Consider the following 20,700-nt stretch of genomic DNA (forward strand, 5'->3'; position numbering starts at 1 on the left):
AATTTGCGCAACCAATGCGCAACGGGATAACAAAATAAGCGGCTGGTTAGAGCCGCTTATACGCACAATAAAGACAGATGATTAGTTTTCAGCCTTCTGCTTGGTTGTAAAGATTTTATTCAGACTACCAGGAGATGTAATCCGCCTCAGTCCACGAAACAGAAATATATGATGCTTCCTGTATACTTATTTTTCTAAATAAGGCAGACCTTTCTTTCCTTTGATATTCTTCATTATCCATGGATGGCATGCTCAAATATTTGTTCAACAGCGATTGAGATTTTCGCACCGGCTTACCGTCTAAATCAATTGCAGACCATTTGCCGTCCTTTTTAACCCAGAAGTATTGCCCTCTTACACTTATGACCGCATCATATATATATGGTGTAATCGGTGAAAGATATTTTTTGCTGTCTTTTCCCCATAATATTCCCCATTTGCCATTTTTTTTACTGAGAATTGTACCACCCCAAAGAACAGCCTCGGCCGGTCCGAATTCTACCCATTTTGTCCCTGTCGGCAAATAAAAAAACATTATTCCTTCATCGGTTTTGGCCTCTTCAAACAAAGGGCCTCCGCCGGATACACTTTTATTATGAGGTGCTTTTTGCTTACTGGAAACCAAAGATGTGAAACCTCTGCCCCCCAAAAGTTCTCCCCGCCAAGTATCAAGAGCATACATTTTACCGTTTTTGACTCCGATAAATAAATCTTTGATATAATACGGGGAATTATAGGCTGAGAAGATACTGTCGTATTGACAAGGGATATATTCCGTCTTGCCACTTTTATGAACTATCCCCCATTGACGCTTCCCATCAATTTTCTTAATGATGAAGGAACAGTTTCCATCGGTTGGACGATATTCAGGAGAATTGCACGAACTCAAGGCTAAAGACATTATTCCCAGAAGTACTGAGACAAAAATCTTTGTTGTTTTCATAATCGAAATTATTAAGGTGACGCAATTGTTTTTACTTTTGATTTTCTCTTTACTACCGTTTTTGTCTATTTTCAACAACTAAATATAAACCTTTAAAAACCCAACAGGTTTCGCTTCGAAGAGGGAAAACTGTTTTGGTTACAAAGATTCGCACCGCATTACCAAGCCGTATATTTAGAATCGCTAACCTCAATATATGAGGCTTCTTGAATAGATAATTTAGCATCTTTTACATCGCGCTTTGCCTGAATAAGTTGATCAAAATCTAAATTGGGAAGCTTTTGGTACTTATTCAAAAGAGAAAATGATTTGCGTATCGGTTTATTATTTCTGTCAATAGCTGACCATTTGCCATCTTTTTTTACCCAGAAATAAATTTCCGCCACGCTAATAACAGCATCGTATATATATGGTGTAATCGGTGAAAGATACTTTTCACTTTTTTCTCCCCATAATATTCCCCATTTACCGTCCTTTTTACTAAGAATTGTTTCAGATCCCCAAAAAACAGACTCTGCCGGACCAAATTCTACCCATTTTATTTCTCCCAAAGGTAAATGAAAGAACATTATTCCCTCATCGGTTTGAGCTTCATTGAACAAACCTCCCCCGTATACGCTGCTATTATGCAATCTGTCATCATATTTGCTGGAAACCAGAGAGGTGAAACCTCTGCCATTTAATAACTGTTTTCCACGATATGTCCAAGCATACATTTTTCCGTCTTTTACGGCGATAAACAGTTCATCGATATGATAAGGATGACCATAGGCAGAAAAAATGCTGTCATATTGACAAGGAATGTATTCCTGTCCACTTCCAGAACTGACCATTCCCCATTGACGCTTCCCATCAATTTTTTTGATGATGAAGGAACACTTTCCATCTGTTGGACGATATTCGGGCGAATTACACGAACACATGGCTAAAGACATTACTCCCAGAAGTACTGAGACAAAAATCTTTGTTGTTTTCATAATCGAAATTATTAAAGTGACGCAATTGTTTTTACTTTTGATTTTCTTTTTACAGCTCTTTTGTCTATTTTTCAACAAATAAAATAAATATATCTGTAAAAAATCAAAAAATTGTAACGATTGTTCGTTTTTTTGTTGTTTTAAGAAAGTCGCAAAGTTAGAATCTCCCTTTCGGCAGAGCTTTTGTTTTGTCCTATCTTCGCTAGTGTTTCGATATGAAAGGATTTTTAGAATTTACCCATGTACCGATGATAACGCAATTCTCATTGGTATATGAATAGAATACGTCTGTAAATGGTGTTATACTGTAAAATGGTATATAGTCGCCTATTTTTATGGTTTTAAACTTTAGATACTGTAATTTCTATTTTTCTGTGTAATTATAATCTAGGGTAGATATGATATGTTCGAATCCGAATTGTAATTCTGCGTATCTGCAATTCGAACAATAGGTGTTACAACTACACATATCTTTGTTTAGATTATGTCGGGCTTTTACATGATCGTCACTTTCCCAGATTGCCTTAAAGGAAGTGTTTAGTATATTCCCAATTTTCGATTTGCTTGAATCTGTTAAATAATTACAGCATATATAGATATCTCCTTTAGGATCAATTATTACATGCATCGGAGATATCCAACATTTAAAATTATGGGGATAATATACATTTGGTAAAGACATGGCCACTTTGTCTTTAAAACTTGATTTTATTTTTTCTGCATTTCTTAAAGACTGATATATTTCTTGTTCTATAGGAAATATAACATCGGAAGCTACAGTGCGTTCACTTCTGAATCTTATATGATCGACTTTATCTAAAAATGTATGAATATCACCATTTACTGTTTTTACGAACGAATCTTTGTTTGTGGAACTCAAAAGATATTTAATTCCGATTTTTGTATTTTTATACTTTGCGAAATTGTTTTGTTTTTTTTCATATAGCAAATTGACACCTTTGAGCCATGTGTTATATTTTGCTTTGAAAGTATTATTTTTTTCATCGATATCGTCTTCGTTCAGTCTGCTTATTCGGATGTAATCGTTAAATATATAAAGAAGGTCATAATCTTTCAGCAGACTTTCAATTTGAAGTCCATTAGTGATAAGACCGAACTTTACGAGTGGTGATTTTTTTCTGACTTCCATTATAATATCAAGAATACCTCTAATTTCATCGGCTTCAAGGGGTTCTCCGCCACCTGAAAGTTCGATATTATTTATGTTACATGCGATTAATTGATTTAAAATATTTTTAAAATCATTTGCAGAGACAGCTATATTATCTCTTTTTTCTTTGAACATACAAAATGAACATGAATTACTGCATTTATAGGTTGTGAAGATTATAGCTTGCTTAGGTGCTTGTTTATTGATGTCGATATTGGAATTGTTATAGTAACTTTTTTTTAGGGTTAGATAGTCTTTCCAGTATTTCAGATTATTTATCAAAACAATATCCTTATAAGGCGAGACAACTGTATGTTTTTCCCAGATGTTATCGAATTCTTTTTTGAATTCTCTAAATGAAGGACTCCAACTGCCTTTAATGGTAAATGTCGGTAAAGTATCAGCTTCGGCCTGTGTTGCCATATATAAAGTGACAATCATAGTTCCATCTATCATTACGAATGAAAACGGTAAATCGACAGTAGAGAACCTTAAGTATGGCTTTTTGCTTTTCTCACCTTTGATTTGGTTGATAAATTTCGTTTCGATATCTTCAATAGTTTTGTATATTTTTTTACTTAAAATAGATTGTGGTTGCAAATCCGATGGAGCTTCTTCCATACCCTCGCTGACTGATTTCAATTGTTGGGAATAGGGGTTTGAAGGAGATAAGAGTAGTATTTTGAAATCAGTGCCCTTGTTACACCATTGGGTAAATAATTGTATCTGCTTTTCTGAAAATGCTTTACTTAATGCTTGTCCCATAAAGATAACTTCTTTGGGCTGTTTGAATTGGTTATAGAATTTGCTCCAGTCGAATCTTGAACGTTTCTGGTAATATCCTACAATCCCTTTTATATTATTTATCCGAAGGAAATAAGTAATCCTATACCAATTTTTTACACATATGATTGTAATGGAAATACAGAATAGCAATACAGCCCCCCAAAAAAATAAAATCCATTGTGTATATTGAGGTAGAGTCGTTAGTATCCCTATTAAACCAATAACGGTTGATATATAGAATTTATAATCGATATTTTTCATTTGATATGTAGTAATTATAGAAAATATTGTATATAGTCGACCTCCTTAATTTTTATTTTCAATTTTGATTTTATAAATATTAATTTTACAGTGTGAATATGATGGTGTACAAATGTTTTAACTAAATGTTTTTCAAAAATAATATAAATAGCGAATAGTTGATTAATATTTGTAAAAAAATCTGATTATATATTTGGTTTTAAGTTTAAATATTATTTCTCATAAATTATTTATAGAGGATGGCGTTGATGCGTTTTTCTTCGTAGAGGATGAGGTGGTGGGTGGTTTGGGCGAGGGCGGATTTCAGGTGGTAAAGGTGGGTGCGTTCGGTGAGGCGTTCTTCCATGATCCGTTCGAGTTCGCGGCTGATGTTGTCGGTGGGGGCGATTTCCATGACTTGCGGAATAACGATTTTCGGACCGGAGGATGCACCGGTATTTTCCTGCAGATAATCGTATTGGGAAAGGGTATAGTCCATCAGGCTGTCGTAGGTAAGTTTTTTACGGGAAGATAAGGTTTCTGCCAAAGGGATGTAATACAGAATGTCTTTGATAAAAGAACTGTATTCTGTTTGCACCTGCCGGACAAGATCCATGTATTTTTGTTCTTCCGGGGATAATTGAGAGGTGGTGAAGTAGAAGGAGGCGGTTACCATTTGGTATTCCAGATTTTTGTTGATCTCTGTCAGTATTTCTTTGGCATAGGTATAGTTTTTCATAGTGATGGAAGAGACGACGGTGTTCAGTACGTATAGATCGATGGCTTTCAGGTTTTCTGCCATCTCCTGTTTAAAGCCGGTCAGCCACTCTTGTTGCTGGGTATAGACGATGGTGTCGAGTTGCAGTATTTTCAGGTCGTGGTGGAGAACTCCCGTTTGTTGCAGCGTTTTGTTCAGAATGAGAATTGATATAATACCGCCCATAATACCGCCGATATAGCTGCCTCCGAAGTTGATCCAGGTCGGGACGTCGTCAGCACCTGCCATTAAGGTCAATGGATTCATTTTTACCAGGGCCCAGTTGATGGGAAAAGGAAGAAGCAGTGTCAATACCAATAGGACGAGAAGTTCTTTCCGTCCTATTGTAAAATTATCGGTTTGCATTATTTTATGAGATAAAGAAAGTTAGTAATTGTTCCAGGGATTCGTCTTTGAAAAAGTTCCAATGGTCTGTCGGTAGGCGGAAAACAGGAGCATCCGGGTAGTATTTGTTCCATAGCTTTTCGCAATTGTCGTATTCTTCTTTAAATATCCGGTAATTTTCTTCTGTCCAGGGCTCGTCGGGAGATATTCCGGCTTGTTGGTGAAACAGTCCGGATAAAATCACGACGACTTCTCCTTGGTATATGAGATTGGGCGTGGTTCGGAGGTATGTGTTTGTGATTTCATTCCGTCGGCGGATCATTTCTTCGGAGTCTCCCGGGAATATCAGTAACGGATAATTTTGACTCAAAGCAGGATTTTGCCAGGCTTGTCCGTCCAGGGAAAAGACTTTGGGATTTATCCCGGCTGACCGGCGCAGCATTTCTGCCAGTCCGACGGCCAGTTCACCACCCATACAAAAGCCTGTAAGCGCATAAACTATACGTCCTTGGATCAAGGGTTGTACGGTCCGGACATAATAGTCCAGTAAACCTTGGGTGTCGGTTGCTACTTTCGGGAAATGATCGTATATGGCGTCGATGACTAAAAGATCATATTGAGAATACAGGCGGTCTGCAAACTGAAAATAGAGGTGGTTGAAGTAGGCTGCTCCGCATACCAGAATGATAACCGGTTTGTCGGGGCGTTGTTGTTTATACCAATAGATGGGGCATTGCCTTGAAGCTGTCAGTAGCCCGCGTACTGTTCCGGCGGTATAAACGGCCGCTACAGTGACCGGACACCCTTGCTCATTGGCTTCGGCGACGAGCTTCAGAATATCCAGTGAGGTCAGTCCTAAATCATTGATGAGGTTCACTTCAACACTGATTTCCGGAATACCCAGCATGTTTTTCAGAATATTGCATAATATCTTTTCTCCGGAATGAACCGGCGGTATATACTCCTGGGCTGTAAGGGTAAAAGGTGGAAGGCTACGGGTATCTATTTTATCGTTGATGTTGCGCCGGAAACAGTCTACTGTTTGCCATTGGTTGGGAATCATATATTGAGGGAGTTCAGCCCGTAATCGTTCTTTTACCTCTTCCAGGCGGAAGTTATGTTTGTCTGCCGGTTGCAGGTAGGCACCCAATAGTTGACGGCCGTTCTGTTCGATGACTGTAACGTAAGACTTCTCTATTTCCGGATCTTTGTTCAGATGTTCCATAATTTCATTCAGTTCGATCCGGAATCCTCTGATTTTGACTTGGGAGTCTTTTCGTCCGATAAAGCGTAACGAACCGTCGGGCATCCTTTGTACCAGGTCGCCCGTTTTGTACAACCGTTCCCCGTGGTACAGGATAAAGGCTTTTTCATTTATTTCTTCGTTTCCGATGTATCCGGGAGAAACCTGTAATCCACCCAGATAGAGTTCTCCCGTGATGTGACAGGAGACTTGTTTTCGCTCTTCATCCAGTACGTAACAAGTAATTCCTTTCAATGGATAACCGATGTTGTCGTAGGGGGTATGGGCATTTACAATTCGTGTCGTACTCGCGACGGTATTTTCAGTCGGACCGTACATGTGTATCAGGGTATAAGATTGCTGTTTCAACCGGTCGAGTAGCTTTTCGCTGATGGCTTCTCCTCCGAAAAGTAATATTTCGAGAGAAGGGAAGTCGAGGTGGGGAAACAGGGTTAGGAGGGAGGGGGGGAGGGCAGCTACGTTCACTTTTTCCCTTTTAATCAGTTCGGTCAATAGGGATATGTCCTTTCGCTCTTCCTGGCTTGCGAGAACCAGCGTGCCTCCGGTGGGCAGGCAAAGCATCAGTTCCAGTATGGAGACATCAAAACCGACGCTGGCAAAAGCCAGGTATCGGTCGGTAGCGGGGTTTAGGCCATGTATTTCCAGGGCCGTCAGATTTTCTGTAAAGGTGCTTAAATTCATATAGCTGATCTGAACGCCTTTGGGATTTCCGGTTGTTCCGGAAGTATAGATGATGTATGCACAGTCGTCGGGCCGGGTCTGTATATATCCGCAGGTACAATTTTGCGGGATTTGCGATAAATCGACGGAAAGCTGCCGGATACCGGGAATTTCCTTCGTTTTATCCGATGAATCTGTCAATAAAAGAGACAGGCCTGCGTTTTCAGCTATATATTGTTTGCGTTTTTCCGGGAGTTCCGGATCTAACGGAATATAAGTCGCGCCCAACCGGAAGATAGCCAGGATGGAAGGAATCAATGTACTGTTTCTGCTCATACAGATTCCGATGCGTATCTTCCGGAATTCCGTATCTTCCGGTATGGCTAAGTTTTCTTTGAGATACTGTGCGATTCCGGCTGAATAACTGTCCAGTTGGCGATAAGAAATGACACCGTCTTTTGCGATGAGGGCTGTTTTGTTACCTTGTTCGGTTAATGTTTGAAAAAGTATTCTTTGAATGTTGTTTTTCATCTGTTTGTGATTTAAAAATTATACATTATTTTGCCGGATATCCAGCGGCTTTTTTGTCGGATAGGGAGCATCGCTCCTCCGTATTCGTATTTATGATTGAGAAAATTGTTGATGTTGATACTTCCTTCCAGATTTTTGTATTTGTAGCGGGCCGTAGCGGAAAAAACGGCGTAGCCGGACAGGTGGAGTGTATGGTTGACTGCTTTTTCGTTGATCCCGTTCTCCAGAACGCTGACCTGGGTATAACAACCGTTGCTGTAATGAAAATTCAGATAGGTAGAAAAGGTTTGCTTTTGTTCTTTTATCCAAAAATATCCGGCTACGGCATTGGCAGAAAAGTCGGGTACATTATTCACATAACCGTCTGTGACGAAAAAATAGGCATACTTCAATACTTTCTGGTAACAGAAATGGGCATTAGCATCTATTCTTCCGGTTTTATAACGGGTGACGATTTCGATACCTCCCATATCCAGTGAGCCGGCGTTTTCGTAAACACGGGTTTCGGGCTGCGTAAACAGAAAATGAGAGGCCCGGTTGTAGAAAAAATTACATTCTATATCGGCGTGAAACGGTTGGTGACGATAAGCAAAGGTCAGTTGATAAGAACTCAGATATTCGGCTTTCAGATTTTCACCTCCCGAGTAGGTATCCATGTCGTTATTTCTGTAATAGTAGGGTGCGTCGACAAATGATCTGGAATAACTGCATTTCAGGTTCAGATTATTTCTTATGTAAATAAGGGATAAGCGTGGAGAAAGCGCTTGCAGGATTTTTCCGTTTTTCCGCTTTTTATAGTCGTACCGGACACCGGCGTTTACAATCCAGTTTTTATTCAGATTGTGTTTGAGCTGGAGAAACATATTTATATTCATTTCGTTTCCGATATAAAGTCGTTTGTTTGTCCAGATCCGGAAAATTTCGTTGAAATTCATCCCTTCCAGATACTCGGAGTCGTATAGGGTATACCGATTCCATTCTGCACCTCCGAGCAGGTTCCCTTTTCCATATTTACTCCAGTCGTAGTTGTAATTTACCCGGCTGTTAAAACCGATGTTAAAGTCCTGCCAACGGATATATTGAAATGGTCCGTGTTCCGGAAAAATAGTATCGGTACCGTGTTCCGGGAAAATGGGATAGTCGTGTAGAGTGTCTCCGACGGTTTCGTATCTGACATTTTTATTCCAGTCTGTATAGAAAGAGGTGCTGAAGGTCAGATTTTGCCATGTCCGTTTGTAAACGGCCTGTTCTCTGGCCGATAACCTTGAATAGCCGGGACCGGAGCCGTCGAATGTGCGGAATTTGTCGTATGAATAGGGAGATGCAAACAGCCACATGCTGTAAGGTTGTCTTTTCTTGGCATAGCTCATGCTGAAACTCAACAAAAAATTTCCCCGTTGTAACTTAAAGCCTCCATCCATAGCCGGAAAGTTGGAGTAGCAGTCCAGCCGGATGCTCCCGTCTTTTGGATAGAGGGCATATTGTTTTTTAGCGGGAATAAAGACGGGTTCTCCTGTTGCCCGGTACAAAGAAAACCAGGTTATAAAATCCATCTGCATATCGTGCCGCCCTAACAGCAGATCGGCAGTCAACCGGCCGTAACTTCCGGCTCCGACGGATATGGAACCGTTGCGGATGTCCATACCGTTTTTGGTGACGATATTGATGACTGCTGTCAGAGCCACACTCCCGTAAAGAGAGGAAGCCGGTCCGCGGAGTACTTCGATTTGCTTGATTTTTGCCATACTGATGCTGTAATCCGGTGAAATGGCATTTGTGATGTAGCTGTTTAACCGTTGTCCGTCCTGCATGATGAGTATATTTTCTTGTCCCGAAGAATAGACTCCCCGCATAGCGATGTTCATCTCTTCGTTGGAAGCCAATCCGGATATTCCGGGTACGTAGGCAATCAGTACGTCTTGCAGGCATTCGGCACCGATTGCTTTTATCATATCTTCCGTGATCAGAATGACGGGAACAGGCGCTTCTTCCGGAGTTTCTACCTGCTGTGATGCTGTAACCAGGGTCATTTTGGTTTCCCTGTGTTTTTTGATCATATCTGCAAAACGCTCCGGATCCTGTAAAGAAATGTAATAATAGGGTTCATCTTTCAATAATAGCGTCACATAGCGGTCGGCTTCCTGAAACCGGTCCAAAGCCAATAAGCACAATGCAGTCAGACGGTAGGCTCCTGTATGCATGGCATCTTTATAAGCCGGTAGGTTTTCTTCCAGCAGGCGAAGGGCTTCCTCTATTTTTCCGGTTTTGTAGCACATTTCAGCTTTCGAAAACGAGTCCCGGGCACTGTCTGTACTTTGTGCCGCTAATTGCAGAGAGAGCAAGACCGACAGAATATAGAGCAATGTCTGTTTCATATAATGGGTATAATGAATTGGAAACAGGTGTATTCATTCGGTATCGAATCGAATTGTATTTTTCCGTGGTGTTTGTTTTCGATAATATCACGTACGATAGCCATACCAAGTCCTGTGCCTTGACCGGCCGGTTTGGTTGTAAAGAACGAATCGAAAATACGTTGTTTTACGTCTTCGTTCATGCCTTCGCCGTTGTCCCGGATGGACAGGATAAATCGGTCGCCTTGCTTTTCCAGGGTGACATTGATTTCGGGCGAATATGCCTCCGGAGAATTTTGCTGTCTTTTCCATACGGCATAACAGGCATTGTTCATGACGTTCAGTATGGCACGGCTGAAATCCTGTGGGATCAACTTAACGGGAGGAATATCTTCGGCGTAGTTTTCACGGATGGCTATGTTGAAATTTTTGTAATTAGCCCGCATTGCGTGATAGGCAAGCCAAACGTATTCTTTCGTCAGTTGTTGTACCCGAGAGAGAATGAATTCACCTTCTTTCCCTCTGGAATAGAGTAAAATACCGCGGATGATGCCGGTTGCACGATTGCCGTGCTCCATGATTTTTTTCATGTTTTCTTGCAGACCGGTCAGGATATCTTTTATATCTTGACGGTCGTCTGCCGGTATGTGCCTGCTGTTTTCGTCGATGATGCCGCTTAAATCGGATAGCTGTTGACCGGATATTTTACTGAAATTAATGACAAAATTCAACGGATTTTGTATTTCATGAGCGATGCCGGCACTTAACATTCCTAATGAGGCCAATTTTTCCTGTTCCTTGATTTGGCCTTCCAGTTCCCGGATCCTTTTTTCTTTTGAATTATTTATTTCCATATTTTTTTGTTTTTATCCTGATTTCTTATTGTTCTTTTCGAAGAGGCAGTGTGATTGTGAATTCGGTGTATTCGTTTTTTTCCGAACGTACCGATATTTGTCCGCGGTGGTTTAGTATGATTTCTTTGCTGAGATATAGTCCGGTCCCTGCTGCTTCTCCGGTTGTTTTTGTCGTAAAGAAAGGATCGAAAATTTTGTCCAGAATGCTTGGTTCGATGCCGATACCGGTGTCATATATTCGGGTGACGGCCTGTCCGTTTTCGCTTTTCAATTCCAGGCGGATTTCCGGAGAATACTCTTTTTTATTGTATTTTTTTATGATGGCATACATACCGTTGTTCAATAGGCTCATCAGCGTTTTACTCAGTAGTTCGGCATTTCCGTCGATGAATAGCGGTTCTCCGGGTAAGCGGATATCGATTGAAATAGGTATCCGTTCGGTTTCTTTTTCATAATATTTACCTAGTAATTCTATATTTTTCCGGTATAAGGCAACCAAATCCATTTTTTCCATCTGTTTGTTGCGATCTTTCAGAATCTCTTCCATCGCTTTCAGGATACGGGTGGTGTTGCTTCCGTGCTCTTCTATTTTTCCCAGGTTTTTTTCCATCATGTTCAGGATATCCAGAGAATCTGCGTAAATATCTTCTTTCAGGTATTCTCCCATATCTTCCAGATTTTTATAGAGGTCCTGCAATAAGCCGGCTGTCAGGTGGGAAAAGTTATTGATATAATTCAGCGGATTCAGGATACGGTCTATCAATCCTTTCGTCAGCTTTCCGACCGTTGCCATTTTTTCCTGGCGTACCAGTCCTTCCTGAGCTTTTCCCAGTTCTGTCAGTGTTTCTTCCAGTTTCATGGATTTCTCTTCTATTTCGTCTTTTTGTTTCATCAATAGAAGGGTACGTTGATTGACGATATTTTCCAATTTCTCTTTTTCTTTCAATAATTTATGCATCCTCCATTTGAATACTAGAAATAACAGGCCGGCCAAAGCCAACAGGTAGAAAAGCAGACTGTACCATTTCAGATAAAGCGGGGGGAGTAAAGTAAACCGGAATTCTTTTGTTTCACTTTCGTTGCCGTACATATCCCGGGTTTGTACCCGGAATGTGTAAGTGCCTGGCGATAGGTTCGTGTATTCTTTTGCGGTCAAACTGTTCCATAAACTCCATTCGGTGTCATATCCGTTCAATTGGTATCTGTATTGGTTGGGTTCGCCCAGACCGGCGGCATGGGTTGCAAATGAGAAGCGGATGTTGTGGAAACGGTTTTCAAAGCGGGGAATTTCTTCGGACATACGGTTGTTTTTTTGAACATATTCCTGAAAGAATCCTCCTCTGTATACCGAGTCTTGATTCAGACGAATTTCGCGGATAAATACAGACGGTTTTTCCAAAGCGTGGGATTTGATTTCGTGTAAATCGATACGGATCAATCCGAAATCACCCCCCAGCCATGCCGCCCGTTCGTCTTCGGTATAAATAACCCGGATAACATGATTTTGAAGGGCTTTTAAATAGCGGTTTAACCGGTTGTTTCCTATTGAAGCTGAATCTACCTGTAGTTTTTTACCTCTTATATCTGTTCGCCAGTGGCGGCCGCTTCGGTCTGTATAGGCCGTCATTATCTCATCGGCTTTACGTGGCAGACGGACGAAGGAAGACGTTTTGTTGCTATGCACATAGATTTCACCGTAGATTGTTTTTGCCAGTATTGAACCGTCGTTTTGTACTTTCAGACGAATGGCTTTTTCCACTTGGGAAATTTTTTTTGCGGGGTGGTTTATTGAATTTTGCCAGTAGATTCCATCGATACTGCCTATCAGGAATTGCGTGTTTCCGGTAAATGCAAGTGAGAAAGCACTGGCTTGGGATGTTTTGTGGATTTTATTCGGATCACGGATGAGAAATACGCCGTCACTGGTAGCTGCATACAATTTTTCTTGTGGTGATATGCAAAGCTCCCAGCAGGCTTGAGTAATCCCTTTTACAGGACTGAATGTATTGTTTTCCAGGAAATAAAGTCCTTGTAGGGTTCCGGCGTATAGTGTGCCTTTATACCTGACGAGGGATATGACTTCTCCCTTTAGGCCTTCATGGGGGGTGTAATGACTGAAAACAGAGGGGAGAGACACTCGGAATACTCCGTTATCGGTGACTCCCCAAAGGTTACCCTGCATATCGGTGGCTATGCGGGAAACGGTATTGCTGCATAAACCGTTTTTTTCGTTTAACGAAAAAAGGGGTTGACCCGTCAGGTCGGTGACAACCAGACCATGATTTACAGTGGCTTGTACCTGCCATTTGTTGGGCAGGGAAAGAATTTGGTTTATTTCAGGATTTTTCGGGACGTTTTTATTCGATTTTTCGGAGGGGTGACAGATTAAAGGAAGCAGAGAGTCTGCTTGAACGGTATAGATTTGTCCCGATGTCATTTTCAAATAGATATGTCCTTCGGTTTCTGTGATATTTTCCAATTCCCCGATAAACGGTTCGTCAAGATCGGAGGCGATGACTTTGAATACGGGACATCCGCGTTTATCGTAGTTGATTCGTCCGAATACGTTGTATCCCCCCGCCCATATCGTGCCCTGACTGCTGCGGTACAGATGGGTGACCCGTGAAAATCCGGGCATATAAAGAATGTTCCAGCGGCAGTAATCGTAATGAAGTATCCCTTCGAAGTTTGCGATATACACATTTCCGCAACTGTCGCAAAGGACATCGAAGTTTTGATTGTTGGCCCGGTAGACCGAGGACGGATAGTTCGTGAAGAACGGAACGCCTTCATAGGCACGGGCATGGATGGTATGGAACAATATCAGCAGTAAGATTGTCTTTTTCATGGGAAGGATGTCTTTAGGCTGTAAGATTCAAATGGTATCTGATTACCGATGTAATAGTCCCACTCTTCGCGGGTAAAATCCCTTTGTAGTTCTTGTCTGATAGCAGCAGCCATGTGATCGGGGGAAATGGGGATTTTTTGCAGTATGCCTTTTTCGTCTCCCATGAAAATGTATTTCCCGTCCGGGCATAAATAAAGGGAACAGATCCAGTTCGGATTGGTTTGGATGACGGCAGATTCGATTTTTTCATTCTGAAGATTCCACAAGCGTAGTGTGTTGTCATAACTGCCTGAGAAGAGTTTGTCTTCTTGCCGGCAAATAGCGGTGACGGTGGCTTGGTGGCCGATAAGTTTCCGGATGATAGCTCCTTCTTTGTCACAGAGGAGAATAATACCGTTCCGGCAACCGGCAACGAATGCTCCGCCGGGTAGGGGACAGAAGGCGGTAACGGTATATCCTTCCAAGCGGAATGAAGTATATTTTATAAAGTTTCCGTCCGGTGAGCATATCGCAATCTTTCCGTCGTTTAAGAAAACATAAAGGCGGTTTCCGGATTTTCCGGCATAAGAAATGGAACAATCCGGAGTATAACATGTTTGTATATTCTGGTTTGTGCAATTGAAAGAATACAGCTTGTCGGCTGCAACGATTATGAATTGTCCGGAATCCGGGTAAATTAATTTCTTATATTGCCCCACAGGTAAAGGATATACCTTGGGAGGGGTTGTAACCGAGACGATATACCCGTTAAATGACAGGGCATAGACCGATAAAGAGGGGTGTATTTGTGCTGAACGGAAATCGTAATTTGGGTCGGCAATCAGGAATTTTACGGAGGATATCCGGTTGCTGTTATAGTCCCAATGTGCGATTTCTCCATATTTGCTGAGGGTGAGGATACCCTTCAAAGAGTCGTTCCCCGATTCAGCATCTCTTGGCGGCTGACCTATCGGGAGTATTTCTGTAATGGCTTCCTTATGCTCGGCCCACAAAAGGTTTTGTTTACAGGATCGGGATAAAGCGTTGAAAATAGCCGGTTGGTAAATATCTCCGTCATATTTTCGTGTAAATTTCCAGGCGGCATAGGCCAGTAATGCAGCCAGTTCCTTATTGCCGGATAGGTATTGTGTACCGGACAGCGATCCCAAAGAACGTCCCAAAGCCAGAAAAGCCAGGGTGTCGGCAATTTTTTTGGAGTGTTCAGCCTGTTGTTGTTTCTCTATTGCTAATTTTTTCTGTTTGTCTGCTAACCGGTAAGCTTTTTCTGTTTCTATTTGGGCCGTCAGTGCTTTTTCGCGTTCCGTTTCCGCTTGAAGCTGCATTCGGTTGGCTTTATGGGTTTGTATGACGGCTTCTTGCCTTCTCTTTTCAGAAATCTCCTTTTGTTGATAGGCTATTTCTTCCATTTGTTTACTGACACGCTGTATCAGTTGGGATTGTTTTTCTTTGTTCCGCAGTTCCTCCAATTCATGGATGAACCGTTTTATATCCCGTTCCGATTGCCGGTATGTCTGGAATAAGACGAAACAGGCTACCAGGAGTATACAAAACGAAACCGAAATCCAACGGAATTTATTTACACTTGATTTTGTCATAATTGAATGTCGGTTATGCATATTTTTTGGTAATTCTCAACCGGTTTTCTCTGTCCTGATAGATGTAAGTTACATCATCCATCATTTCCCGCACCAGAAAAATACCTAAGCCTCCGATTTCCCGTTGTTCCGGAGGTAGGGAAATATCCGGTTCGGCTTTGTCCAGCGGATTGAAAGGGATGCCGCCGTCCCTGAATTCTATGGAGATGGCTCCGTTGTCATCACAGAGATACAGGGATAGATAAGCTTCCGAATTCTGAGAATAGGCATACTTGATGATATTGGCGATAATTTCTTCACTGACTAACCGGATTGTATAGGCCAGTGAAGGATGGGCCGCAACTTCACGGGTATGCATCAATGAGGTCAGAATTTCTTCGAGCCTTCCATGAATCGGGTGAAACTGAAGTTCGGTCATCGTTCAGTTGATTTTAAAATTTCGATAATTCGTCAATACTTCCATAGAAATGGAAAAATTTGTCAAAACCGGTCATTCGCATGACATCTTTTATTTCTTGGGACACTCCTGCGAGACAGATTTCCTGACCTTTGGCTTTTGCCATCTTATAAGCATAAAGCATAACACGTAGTCCGGCACTGGATACGTAGGTGCAATGGGATAAGTCCAAGGCGATGGAATGTCCTTTTTCTATCAATGCGACAATAGCTGTTTGTTCGTCATTACTGGTCATCGAGTCTAAGACCGGCCCGACTTGATGAATTTTTTGATTTTTCATGTTGTTCATATTAAATTGATATTATTATTCCGTCCGTTGGAGAGAAAGCAAGGTAATATCGTCCGATTGGGGATAGTTGCCTGAAAAATTTTTTACTTGCCGGAGGATTTCTGTGACGACATCCTTCGTTTGGGGATTTTCCGGCAGGGTCTTCAGTGCATTTTGCAGCCTGTTTTCGGAAAACTGCTCCCGTTCTTCGTTGAAGGCCTCCGTTACCCCGTCTGTATACATGAGCAGCGTATCGCCTGTTTCCAGTTTCAGCATACCGTTTTCGAACGAGATATCGTCGAAGACTCCGACGATGAAGTTGGGTGTGAGCGGTAACGTTTCGATATGGTGGTTTTGCCGCAGAATGTAGGGTGGGTTATGTCCGGCATTGGTGTAGTCCATGATTCCGGTTTTGTAATTGTATATTCCATAGAAAACGGTTACAAACATGGAGTCCAGACTTTCCTTGCAAAGCAGTTTGTTAGCGTACGTCAGACATTCGGATGAAGGGACTCCCCGTAAGGCGGTAGCCCGGAGCAGTGTCCGGCTAACGGCCATAAACAGAGCGGCAGGTACGCCTTTTCCCGATACATCTGCAATCACCAGACCGATATTTTCGTCGTCTATCCGGAAAAAATCGTAGAAATCGCCGCCGACATCCCTGGCAGGCGTCATGGATGCGTAAATATCTACATATTCTGCCAGTTCCGGGAAAGGGGGAAACAAACGGGGAAGGATGGTTTGCTGGATTTCTCCGGCAATGGCAAGATCGTTTCTGATGGATTCCAGTTGGCTGTGTTCTTGCTGGGATTCCCGGATATAGCGTACTTGTTCGATGGCTTTCTCTATGGTGTGGGATAAATCTTCCAGATCTATCGGTTTCGTTGCAAAATCGAAAGCTCCTTTGTTCATAGCGGAGCGAATGTTTTCCATATCACCGTAAGCGGAAACCATGATACATTTCATAGCCGGGTTTTTCAGTTCATTGATCTTTGCCAATAATGTGAGTCCATCCATTTCCGGCATATTGATATCACTTAGGATAATATCGAAATCCGGGGTTTCCAAAAGCTTTTGTAAAGCTTCCAGCCCGTTGTGAGCGAACGTAAATTCATATTCACCTTTCCGGATTTGCCGTCTGAAATATTGGGAAAGCAATATTTCTAGGTCTGATTCATCATCCACGCTTAATATTTTTGTTGCCATATTTGTATTTGTTGGTGTAATCTTTTGATTATGTAAAATTTGACACGAACAAAAATAGAGTGTTTCGGACTCTTCTGTAATTTAATGTTTTGAATGGACGGAATATTCTTCTGTATGGGGTGTATTGATTTTTAAAATAGTGTTCCGAAGTTTTGTTCGCTTGTAAAACACGATAAAAGATCGGATTGAGAATATTCGGATTTAAATTTATTTTTGCGATTTACTCCTCTTTGCCGGCGATTTGATATTGTTGTTAAGGTACTGATATGTTGTAAAAAAAGACCGGAATGGAAGAATAATGTAAAATAGTTTCTTTTTGATTCATTCTTTTCTTATATTTGTAAATACCACGGCATATTGTAGTGATTTTCTGCTTTTTCCCTTCCATGGGAGTCGTGTCCGGGGATTTCCCCGGGTCTACGGTATCAGTATCTTCGTATAAATGATATCTCTCTCGGTAGCTTGTATTATGTTGCTTGTATGTATTGAATCCGGTTATTGAAAATCTGCTCGTTTCAGAAGGAGAGTTTCTTCATTGTAGCCAAAAATCAGAAGGAGGAATATGAAGAAAAAAAGTCTGCTTTATTTTACAGTATCGCGTTTGGTGGAAGTTTATAAGGATAAATTTCCCGAAATTGTTCAGATGGCACTCAGAAGTGATACACTGGAACAGTTCAAGCGATTGCTTCGCATGTATATTCTTCAGTTATCCCGAAGCCGTAGGAGAGCGTTAACAAAGAATCAGACGATGAAAGTATTGCCTTTGCATTCCGCTGCCCGGCGTATAAACCGGATGTTGGAGCTGGAGGGGATATCTGTCCGGGATTTTGCTTCAAATGATGAGATTAAATTTGAATCGGTCGGGTTGCTTTGGCAAACGTTGCGTAAGGAAGATACGGAAATCAAACTTGATTTTATGCTTGATTGGTATTATTTGTTTGAGCAATTGCATGCAACGAATTATATGGTCCGTTCTGCTGTACAAGCAGAAAACGAACGTGATCACTGGCCGAACGGAATTGATAAGAATATATTTTACGAACGGAACGGTAACCGGAATTTTATTCAACAATTACTGATAAAGAAAATAGAGGGCCGGAAGAAAATGAATTCCCGCTATCGTTTTGAGGATGGAATGAGCTTGACCGATAAACAGAGGCAGGTGCGGGCTTGGTGGTTTGATTATCAATTTCAGTTGACAATGGCTATTCGCAGTGCCGATGAACTGAATTACTTTATGGGCATGACCCTTTCTCATCAGACAATGCGTATTCTTCATACGGCGGAACGGAAAGGAATTCCTTTTTTTGTAACTCCTTATTATTTGTCTTTGTTAAGTATCAGACCTTTCGGATATGATGATGCCGCTATCCGAAGCTATATCCTTTATTCGGCAGAATTAGTGAAAGAATTCGGACAAATACGGGCCTGGGAAAAAGAGGACGATGTGCGGCCGGGAGAACCGAATGCGGCCGGTTGGTTGCTTCCCAATAATCATAGCATTCACCGTCGTTATCCGGAGGTGGCTATTTTCATTCCGGATTCCAAGGGGCGTGCCTGTGGAGGTTTATGTGCCGTATGTCAGCGGATGTATGGCTTTCAGCAAGGAAGGCTTAATTTCGATCTGGAGAAACTGGCGCCCCGTGAAGATTGGAATGATCGTTTGTGTCTGTTGATGGCTTATTTTGAGAATGATTCGCAGTTGCGGGATATTTTGGTTACCGGAGGAGATGCTTTGATGAGTACCAATGTAACTTTAAAAAAGATTCTGGATGCTATATTGGGGATGGCGCAGAGGAAAAAAGAGGCCAACGTACATCGTCCCGAGGGGCAGAAATATGCGGTAATTCAACGGGTACGTTTAGGGTCCCGAATGCCGGCCTATCTTCCTTACCGTATTGACGATGAACTGGTTGCTTTATTGAGGGATTTCCGGGATAAAGCAAAACAGATCGGCATTAAACAGTTTATCATTCAAACTCATTTTGAGTCGCCTCTCGAAATAACACTTGAAGTGCTGACAGCTTTAAGGAAGATACAGGAGGCCGGTTGGATGATTACCAATCAGCAGGTATTTACCGTTGCTACTTCCAGACGGGGGCATAGCGCAGCATTGAGGCGAATGCTTAACCGGGCCGGTATTCTGTCCTATTATACTTTTTCGGTAAAGGGATTTGCTGAAAACCGGGCACTTGCCGTTCCGAATTGCCGGCTTATGCAGGAAATGCAGGAAGAGAAAATTTACGGACAGTTGACCGCAGAAGTAACCGATATGCTTCGAAAAATTGCACAGTCTCCGGAAAATATCGTGAATGATCTGGGTTGGTTGCTGGACTCCTGCCGGCTTCCTTTTGTAGCTACGGATCGTAATGTAATGAATTTACCGGGAATAGGTAAGAGTATGACATTTACCACCGTTGCTGTTTTGCCGGATGGCCGGAGGGTGTTGTATTTTACCTTTGATAACGGACGTTTTCATAGTCCTGTCGTTGCCGGGTTGGAAGGCGTATATATCACAGAAAGTAAGTCGGTCGCCGATTATTTGCGTCAATTGGAGTGTATGGGAGAACGGGCGGAAAATTACGGTTCCGTATGGTATTATAATCAGGGAAAAACCGAAACGATTGCAGATATATTCCGCTATCCGCGACAGGAGAGCGGAATAACAAAAGAACTGATGAATTTTAAATTTCCTGGATGCCTGTAGGCTGCGGAATATTTTCCGGTAATCGGAATTATATTTCCGTAGAGGTGTAGCGGCTGTAACTGTTACGACGGTCATTATTCTTATAGCGGGCTTTGGCGTTCTGTACGGCTTCCATCAGCCAGGCGATTTGTATACCGAGGTCTTTCATGTTGTTTAAGCCTTCGGTATCGTTGTGTATATCTCCGGGCATTTCTCCTATGCCGAAATTCCAGTAGGTCGAGCCCGGGACAATCATACCGCTGCCCAGCATAAAGCGGTTCAGTTCATCGAATACGGTTACGGCACCGCCTCTGCGGACACTGATTACCGCTGCCCCGACTTTGTGTGTCAGGGTACGGCCTTGTCCGATGGTTGTCAGGCCTAAACGGTCCATAAAAGCTTTCATTTCTGCACTTACGCTTCCATAGTAAGTCGGAGAGGCCAGGATGATCCCGTCGGCTTCCTGTGCTTTTCGGATGTATGTATTCATGTTGTCGGTTTTAACGGCACATTGGCCGTCTTTTGTTTTAAAACAGGCATAACAGGAAGTGCATCCCCGCAATGGCTGTCCGCCTAATTGTATGAGTTCCGTTTCTATACCGGCTTTTCGGATGGGTTTGAATACTTCTTCGATCAATTGCTCGGTGTTTCCTCCTTTACGCGGACTTCCGTTAAAAGCGACGATTTTCATGTTTTCTTATTTTGATTTGCACCGGCAAAGTTAGAATTTTTATTCAAAAGGATACAAGGGAGGAACC

The 20,700-nt window shown here is 42.0% G+C and carries 14 protein-coding genes; 1 reads left to right on the forward strand and 13 read right to left on the reverse strand.

Features of this window, described 5'->3' with window-relative positions:
• Positions 1–124 precede the first annotated feature (124 nt).
• The 12 genes from BN8908_RS02445 to BN8908_RS02505 all read right to left on the reverse strand — a co-directional run bounded on the left by BN8908_RS02445 (position 125) and on the right by BN8908_RS02505 (position 17,256).
• Positions 125–943, reverse strand: coding sequence for a WG repeat-containing protein (locus BN8908_RS02445; protein ID WP_021986927.1), 819 nt, complete (start codon positions 941–943; stop codon positions 125–127).
• 158 nt (positions 944–1,101) lie between these two features.
• On the reverse strand, positions 1,102–1,920 hold the full coding sequence (locus BN8908_RS02450) for a hypothetical protein (protein ID WP_147379467.1): 819 nt from the start codon (positions 1,918–1,920) through the stop codon (positions 1,102–1,104).
• 364 nt (positions 1,921–2,284) lie between these two features.
• Positions 2,285–4,138, reverse strand: a complete 1,854-nt coding sequence (locus BN8908_RS02460) for a radical SAM/SPASM domain-containing protein (protein WP_068688793.1) — start codon at positions 4,136–4,138, stop codon at positions 2,285–2,287.
• 226 nt (positions 4,139–4,364) lie between these two features.
• The gene (locus tag BN8908_RS02465) at positions 4,365–5,240 is read right to left on the reverse strand and encodes a hypothetical protein (protein ID WP_068688800.1); all 876 of its coding nucleotides are present in this window, start codon (positions 5,238–5,240) and stop codon (positions 4,365–4,367) included.
• Between the two features lie 4 nt (positions 5,241–5,244).
• Positions 5,245–7,674, reverse strand: a complete 2,430-nt coding sequence (locus tag BN8908_RS02470) for an amino acid adenylation domain-containing protein (RefSeq protein ID WP_068688801.1) — start codon at positions 7,672–7,674, stop codon at positions 5,245–5,247.
• An 11-nt stretch (positions 7,675–7,685) separates the two neighbouring features.
• Entirely contained in the window at positions 7,686–10,049 is a 2,364-nt protein-coding gene (locus tag BN8908_RS02475) for a TonB-dependent receptor plug domain-containing protein (protein ID WP_068688804.1), read from the reverse strand.
• Positions 10,046–10,882, reverse strand: a complete 837-nt coding sequence (locus BN8908_RS02480) for a sensor histidine kinase (protein ID WP_068688806.1) — start codon at positions 10,880–10,882, stop codon at positions 10,046–10,048. Before BN8908_RS02480 ends, BN8908_RS02475 begins: the two co-directional genes overlap by 4 nt.
• A gap of 25 nt (positions 10,883–10,907) precedes the next feature.
• Positions 10,908–13,730, reverse strand: a complete 2,823-nt coding sequence (locus BN8908_RS02485) for an ATP-binding protein (protein WP_068688808.1) — start codon at positions 13,728–13,730, stop codon at positions 10,908–10,910.
• Positions 13,727–15,325 carry a hypothetical protein gene (locus tag BN8908_RS02490; RefSeq protein ID WP_068692053.1) on the reverse strand — a complete coding sequence of 533 codons (1,599 nt, stop codon included), beginning with the start codon at positions 15,323–15,325 and terminating at the stop codon, positions 13,727–13,729. The genes BN8908_RS02485 and BN8908_RS02490 overlap by 4 nt, the downstream gene beginning before the upstream one ends.
• Before the next feature lie 13 nt (positions 15,326–15,338).
• Positions 15,339–15,743 (reverse strand): ATP-binding protein, encoded by a 405-nt coding sequence (locus tag BN8908_RS02495; RefSeq protein WP_068688810.1) that lies wholly within the window; start codon positions 15,741–15,743, stop codon positions 15,339–15,341.
• 13 nt (positions 15,744–15,756) lie between these two features.
• Positions 15,757–16,071: an STAS domain-containing protein gene (locus BN8908_RS02500; RefSeq protein WP_021986918.1), complete on the reverse strand. Its 315-nt coding sequence runs from the start codon at positions 16,069–16,071 to the stop codon at positions 15,757–15,759.
• 15 nt (positions 16,072–16,086) lie between these two features.
• Positions 16,087–17,256 (reverse strand): PP2C family protein-serine/threonine phosphatase, encoded by a 1,170-nt coding sequence (locus BN8908_RS02505; RefSeq protein ID WP_021986917.1) that lies wholly within the window; start codon positions 17,254–17,256, stop codon positions 16,087–16,089.
• Between the two features lie 562 nt (positions 17,257–17,818).
• Between BN8908_RS02505 and BN8908_RS02510 the strand changes: the two genes are divergently transcribed.
• Positions 17,819–19,963, forward strand: coding sequence for a KamA family radical SAM protein (locus BN8908_RS02510; RefSeq protein WP_068688817.1), 2,145 nt, complete (start codon positions 17,819–17,821; stop codon positions 19,961–19,963).
• A 28-nt stretch (positions 19,964–19,991) separates the two neighbouring features.
• Here BN8908_RS02510 and BN8908_RS02515 read toward each other — a convergent pair whose 3' ends face one another.
• On the reverse strand, positions 19,992–20,633 hold the full coding sequence (locus tag BN8908_RS02515; RefSeq protein WP_021987374.1) for a flavodoxin family protein: 642 nt from the start codon (positions 20,631–20,633) through the stop codon (positions 19,992–19,994).
• Positions 20,634–20,700: the final 67 nt, after the last annotated feature.

The sequence above is a fragment of the Culturomica massiliensis genome (assembly GCF_900091655.1).
Classification (GTDB): domain Bacteria; phylum Bacteroidota; class Bacteroidia; order Bacteroidales; family Marinifilaceae; genus Culturomica; species Culturomica massiliensis.

Bases quoted from the DNA above. Each gene is read 5' to 3' on its own strand.
- BN8908_RS02500 (WP_021986918.1), bottom strand. From the start codon at position 16,071: ATGAACAACATGAAAAATCAAAAAATTCATCAAGTCGGGCCGGTCTTA.
- BN8908_RS02470 (WP_068688801.1), bottom strand. From the start codon at position 7,674: ATGAAAAACAACATTCAAAGAATACTTTTTCAAACATTAACCGAACAA.
- BN8908_RS02460 (WP_068688793.1), bottom strand. From the start codon at position 4,138: ATGAAAAATATCGATTATAAATTCTATATATCAACCGTTATTGGTTTA.
- BN8908_RS02485 (WP_068688808.1), bottom strand. From the start codon at position 13,730: ATGAAAAAGACAATCTTACTGCTGATATTGTTCCATACCATCCATGCC.
- BN8908_RS02445 (WP_021986927.1), bottom strand. From the start codon at position 943: ATGAAAACAACAAAGATTTTTGTCTCAGTACTTCTGGGAATAATGTCT.
- BN8908_RS02475 (WP_068688804.1), bottom strand. From the start codon at position 10,049: ATGAAACAGACATTGCTCTATATTCTGTCGGTCTTGCTCTCTCTGCAA.
- BN8908_RS02515 (WP_021987374.1), bottom strand. From the start codon at position 20,633: ATGAAAATCGTCGCTTTTAACGGAAGTCCGCGTAAAGGAGGAAACACC.
- BN8908_RS02505 (WP_021986917.1), bottom strand. From the start codon at position 17,256: ATGGCAACAAAAATATTAAGCGTGGATGATGAATCAGACCTAGAAATA.
- BN8908_RS02495 (WP_068688810.1), bottom strand. From the start codon at position 15,743: ATGACCGAACTTCAGTTTCACCCGATTCATGGAAGGCTCGAAGAAATT.
- BN8908_RS02465 (WP_068688800.1), bottom strand. From the start codon at position 5,240: ATGCAAACCGATAATTTTACAATAGGACGGAAAGAACTTCTCGTCCTA.
- BN8908_RS02490 (WP_068692053.1), bottom strand. From the start codon at position 15,325: ATGACAAAATCAAGTGTAAATAAATTCCGTTGGATTTCGGTTTCGTTT.
- BN8908_RS02480 (WP_068688806.1), bottom strand. From the start codon at position 10,882: ATGGAAATAAATAATTCAAAAGAAAAAAGGATCCGGGAACTGGAAGGC.
- BN8908_RS02450 (WP_147379467.1), bottom strand. From the start codon at position 1,920: ATGAAAACAACAAAGATTTTTGTCTCAGTACTTCTGGGAGTAATGTCT.
- BN8908_RS02510 (WP_068688817.1), top strand. From the start codon at position 17,819: ATGAAGAAAAAAAGTCTGCTTTATTTTACAGTATCGCGTTTGGTGGAA.